Source organism: Streptomyces xiaopingdaonensis (assembly GCF_000262345.1).
Taxonomy (GTDB): Bacteria; Actinomycetota; Actinomycetes; order Streptomycetales; family Streptomycetaceae; genus Streptomyces; species Streptomyces xiaopingdaonensis.
This window is the reverse complement of record NZ_AJTQ01000274.1, coordinates 1-5,004: the sequence shown is the minus strand read 5'-3', so window position 1 is coordinate 5,004 and position 5,004 is coordinate 1. Positions and strand designations below refer to the sequence as shown.

Genomic DNA, 5,004 nt, shown 5'->3' with positions numbered 1-5,004 from the left:
CCCACCCCGGCGAGCCGGTGGAGCAGCGGCGGGAGCGCGTCGTCCGCGGCCCGGGCGCGCAGCGCGGGCAGGCTCAGCCGGACCGGCGCGAGGACGCCGTGGTGATCGGCTGCGAGCGCCGCGTCGAACAGCTCGAGGCCCTGCGCCGAGGGGAGCGGCAGTACGCCGTTGCGGGCGAGCCGCCGCAGCTCGGCGTCGCCCAGGTGCTCCGTCATGCCGCTCGCCTCCTCCCAGAACCCCCAGGCGAGGGAGAGCCCGGGGAGGCCCTGGGCGCGGCGGAGTTGGGCGAGCCCGTCGAGAAAGGCGTTGGCCGCCGCGTAGTTGCCCTGACCCGGTGCGCCCATGAGCCCTGCCGCGGAGGAGAAGGTGACGAAGGCCGCGAGGTCGGCGTCGGAGGTCTCCTCGTGGAGCGCCCACGCCGCGGCGGCCTTGGGGCCCGTCACCCGGCGCAGCCGCTCCGGTGTCAGCGCCCCGACCAGCCCGTCGTCGAGGACGCCTGCCGCGTGCACGACCGCGGTGAGCGGATGCGCGGCCGGTACGGCAGCCAGCATCTCCCGCAGCGCCCGCCGGTCCGTGACGTCGCACGCCGCGACGGTGACGACGGCGCCCAGCCCGGTCAACTCCCGCCGGAGCGCGGCCACTCCGGGCGCGTCCTCGCCGCGCCGGCTCACCAGGAGCAGGTGCCGTGCGCCGTGCGCGGTGACGAGGTGCCGGGCGACGAGACCGCCGAGCGTGCCGGTGCCGCCGGTGACGAGCACGGTGCCGTCCGGATCGGGCGCACGGGGCACGGTGAGGACGAGCTTGCCCGTGTGGCGGGCCTGCGCGAGGTGGCGGAACGCGTCGGGCGCCTCCCGGATGTCCCGGACCGTGACCGGTGGGGGCGTCAGGGCGCCCGCCGCGAAGAGTTCGAGGAGCGCGGCGAGCATCTGCCGGATGCGGTCGGGACCGGCTTCCATCAGGTCGAAGGCCCGGTAGGCGACGGACCGTTCGGCGAGTTCCGCGGCGTCGCGCACGTCGGTTTTGCCCATCTCGACGAAGCGGGCGTCCGCCGCGCAGAGGCCGAGGGAGGCGTCCACGAACTCGCCGGTGAGCGAGTTCAGTACGACGTCCATCCCGCGGTCGCCCGTCGCCCGGCGGAAGAGCGCGGCGAACTCCGTCGTCCGGGAGGAGGCGATGCGGTCGTCGGCGAGGCCGGCCCGCCGCAGCGTCTCCCACTTGCCCGGGCTTGCCGTGCCGAAGACCTCGGCGCCGAGGTGGCGGGCGAGTTGGACGGCCGCCGTGCCGACGCCGCCGGCGGCGGCGTGGACGAGGACCGCGTCCCCCGGACGCGTGCGGGCGAGGTCGACGAGCGCGTAGTAGGCGGTGAGGAAGGCCACCGGGACGGCAGCGGCCTGCGCGAAACTCCACCCCTGAGGCACGGGTGCGAGAGTGCGCCGGTCCGCGACGACGAGCGTCCCCAGGGAGTGGGGTACGACGCCGAAGACGCGGTCGCCCGGGCGTACATCGGTGACGTCGGGGGCGCACTCCACGACGACGCCCGCGGCCTCGCTGCCGAGCGCCCCGCCGCCCGGATACCTGCCGAGCGCGAGCAGCACGTCCCGGAAGTTGAGGCCCGCCGCCCGTACGGCGACCCGGACCTCGCCGGGCGCGAGCGGTGCGCGGGCGTCGGGGGCCTCGATGAGCGAGAGCGCGTCGACGGTCTCGTGCTCGCCCGCCGTCAACCGCCATGCGGACGCCGCGGGCGGCGCGAGCGCATCGCGCGGCTCGGCCCTCACCAGCCGCGGGACGTGGACGACGCCGTCGCGCACCGCGCACTGCTCGTCGCCGGACGCGAGCGCCGCCGCGAGCGCCGCTTCCCCGCCCGACAGGTCGTCCACGTCGACGAGGAGGAAGCGGCCCGGGTGCTCCGCCTGCGCGGAGCGGACCAGCCCCCACGCGGCCGCCTGCACCGGGTCGACGGTCCGCGGCTCCGCGCCGGCTCGGACCGCGCCCTCGGTGAGCAGCACCAGACGGGAGTCGACCACGCGTTCCTGGTCCAACCACGCGTGGAGCAGCGCGAGTACGGTCTCCAGCGTGTCCCGGCCGCGGTCCCAGCGGGCCACCACGGCGTCCGGTACCGCACCGGCTTCCCAGGAGGGGAGGCCATCGGCTCCGTCCCCGGCGAGAAAGACCAGCGAGGGCTTCCCGGGTGCGGCGGCGGCCCGGGACGGCTGCCAGGCGAGGCGGAAGAGGCCGTCGGGTACGGCGGTACGGCGCGACGGGTCCGCTGGGCGTGGCCGCAGGGTCAACGCGTCGACCGACAGCACGGGGCCTCCGGACGGGTCGGAGAGGTGCAGTGCGAAGGAGTCCTCTCCCCGCCGCGACAGCCGGACCCGCAGTGCGGACGCGCCGACCGCGTGCACGGTGACGCCCTCCCAGTGGAAGGGGAGCAGCACCCCGGGCTCGGGAGCCTGCCGGGGGAGGAGCGCGACGGCGTGGAGGCTCGCGTCGAAGAGCGCCGGGTGGAGCGCGAAACCGTCCGTTGCGGTCTCCTCGGGCAGCGCCACCTCCGCGTGTACGTCCTCGCCTGCCGACCACGCCGCGCGCACCGACCGGAAGAGCGGCCCGTAGCCGAGCCCCGCTTCGGCGAAGCCGGTGTAGAGGTCGTCCGTGCCGAGCGGGACGGCGCCGGCCGGCGGCCACTGCGCCGAGTCCGGCTCGTACGCGCCGGCTTCCGGCGAGACCGCGCCCGCGGCGTGCAGCGTCCAGTCCGCTCCGGCGCCCTCCGGCCGCGACCACACGCGCACCCTGCGCTGCCCGTCGCCGTCCGCCTCGCCGACTTCGACGCGCAACTGGCGCGCACCGCCGTCGGTCAGGTCCAGCGGTGCCTCCAGGGTGAGCTGCTCGATACGCGGGCAGTCGACCAATGTCCCCGCGTGCAGGGCGAGTTCGACGAATGCCGTGCCGGGCAGCAGCACCGCCCCGGCGACGGTGTGCTCGGCGAGCCACGGGTGACCGGAGCGCGAGAGCCGCCCCGTGCACTGCACGCCGTCGCCCTCGGCCGATGCGACGAGGGCGCCGAGGAGCGGATGCGCGGCCCGGTCGAGCCCGGCGGCGGTCACGTCGCCGGTGCCGGCCGACGCCTCGGGCCAGTAACGGCGGTGCTGGAACGGGTAGGTGGGCAGCGTCGCCCGGTGCCGGGCGGCGTCGGGGAGCGCGGTGGCCCAGTCGACGGCGACACCGCGGACCCATGCCTCGGCCATCGCGCGGAGGAACGCGTCCCGGTCGCCCTCGTCCCGCCTGAGGGTGCCGGTGACCGCGCGGGGCCGCGCGGGTCCCGCCTCCCGCAGCGTCTCCTCGATGCCCGTGGTCAGCACCGGGTGCGGGCTGACCTCGATGAAGGTGTCGTGGCCCTGCTCCGCCAGCTTCTCGACGGCGGGCGCGAAGAGGACGGTCCGGCGCAGGTTGCGGTACCAGTAGGCGGCGTCGAGCCGGGTGCCGTCCGCCCAGTCGGCGTCGACGGTCGAGAACATCGGTGTGGCGGCCGGGCGCGGCCGGATGCCGGCCAGCTCCGCGGCGAGTTCCGCCTCGACGGCCTCCACCTGGACCGAGTGGGACCCGTAGTCGACGGCGACCCAGCGCACGTGCGTCCCGGCGGCCTCGCGCTCCGCCGCGAACCGCCGCAGCGCGGAGATCTCACCCGAAACCACCGTGATCTCCCGCGCGTTGACGGACGCCGTCGCCAACTCCCCGTAGCCGTCGGCGATCAGGCGTGCCACGTCCTCGGCGGACGCGGAGACGGAAAGCATGCCGCCCGTCCCCGACAGCGCCCGCAGCGCCCTGGAGCGCGTGGCCACCACGCGCGCCGCGTCCTCGAGAGAGAGCGCCCCCGCCACGCAGGCGGCGGCGATCTCGCCCTGCGAGTGGCCGAGGACGGCGGCGGGCTCCACGCCGCCGGAGCGCCACAGCGCGGCGAGCGCCACCCCCACGGCGAAGAGCGCGGGCTGCACCACGTCGACCCGGTCGAGCGCGGGGGCGCCCGGCCTGCCCGCCAGCACGTCGAGCAGGGCCCAGCCGGTCATCGGGTCGAGGACGTCGGCGCACTCCCCGAGCCGGTCGGCGAAGACCGGCGAGGTGGCGAGGAGCGACCGTGCCATGCCGTCCCACTGCGCGCCCTGTCCCGGGAAGACGAGGACGACGCGCTCACCGGCGTCGGCGAGGCCGGAGACCGGCCGGGTGGAGCGCACGGTGCTCGTCTCCGCGCCGGACAGCCGGGCGAGCCCCGCGCGCAGCGCGTCCCGGCTGTCGCCGACGACGACGGCGCGGTGCTCCAGGACCGTCCTGCTCCGCAGGAGCGCCGCGCCGACGGCGGCCGGCGCGGCGTCGCCCTCGGGCCCGTCCGCCTCGTCGGTCCACGAGTGGAGCCGTTCCGCCTGCTCCCGGAGCGCCCGCGGCGTCCTCGCCGACAGCACCCACGGCAGCGGAACGGCGGGCTCCGGGCGTGCGGCCGGCGGCGCCGGGGCGTCCGGCGGCTCCTCCAGGATCACGTGCGCGTTGGTGCCGCTGACACCGAAGGCCGAGACGCCCGCCCGCCTCGGCCTGCCGGCCCGCGAGGGCCACTCCTGCGCCTCGGTGAGCAGGGAGACCGCCCCCGAGGACCAGTCGACGTGCGGGGTGGGCGCGTCCACGTGGAGCGTCCTCGGCAGCACGCCGTGCCGCAGCGCCAGCACCGTCTTGATGACGCCCGCCACCCCGGCCGCCGCCTGCGCGTGGCCGATGTTGGACTTCAGGGAGCCGAGCCACAGCGGCCGGTCGGCAGGACGGCCCTGGCCGTACGTCGCCAGCAGCGCCCGGGCCTCGACGGGGTCGCCCAGCGTCGTGCCGGTGCCGTGCGCCTCGACGGCGTCGACCTCGGTCTGGGAGAGCCGCGCGTTGGCGAGCGCCTGCCGGATGACGTGCTGCTGCGCAGGTCCGCTGGGCGCGGTCAGTCCGTTGGAGGCGCCGTCCTGGTTGACGGCCGAGCCG

General features: G+C 76.8%; 1 protein-coding gene. It reads right to left on the bottom strand.

Translation table 11 applies throughout. The features are described from left to right. Positions 1-5,004: SDR family NAD(P)-dependent oxidoreductase (locus UWG_RS30695; RefSeq protein ID WP_016909307.1), on the bottom strand; the 5,004-nt coding region annotated here is incomplete at both ends.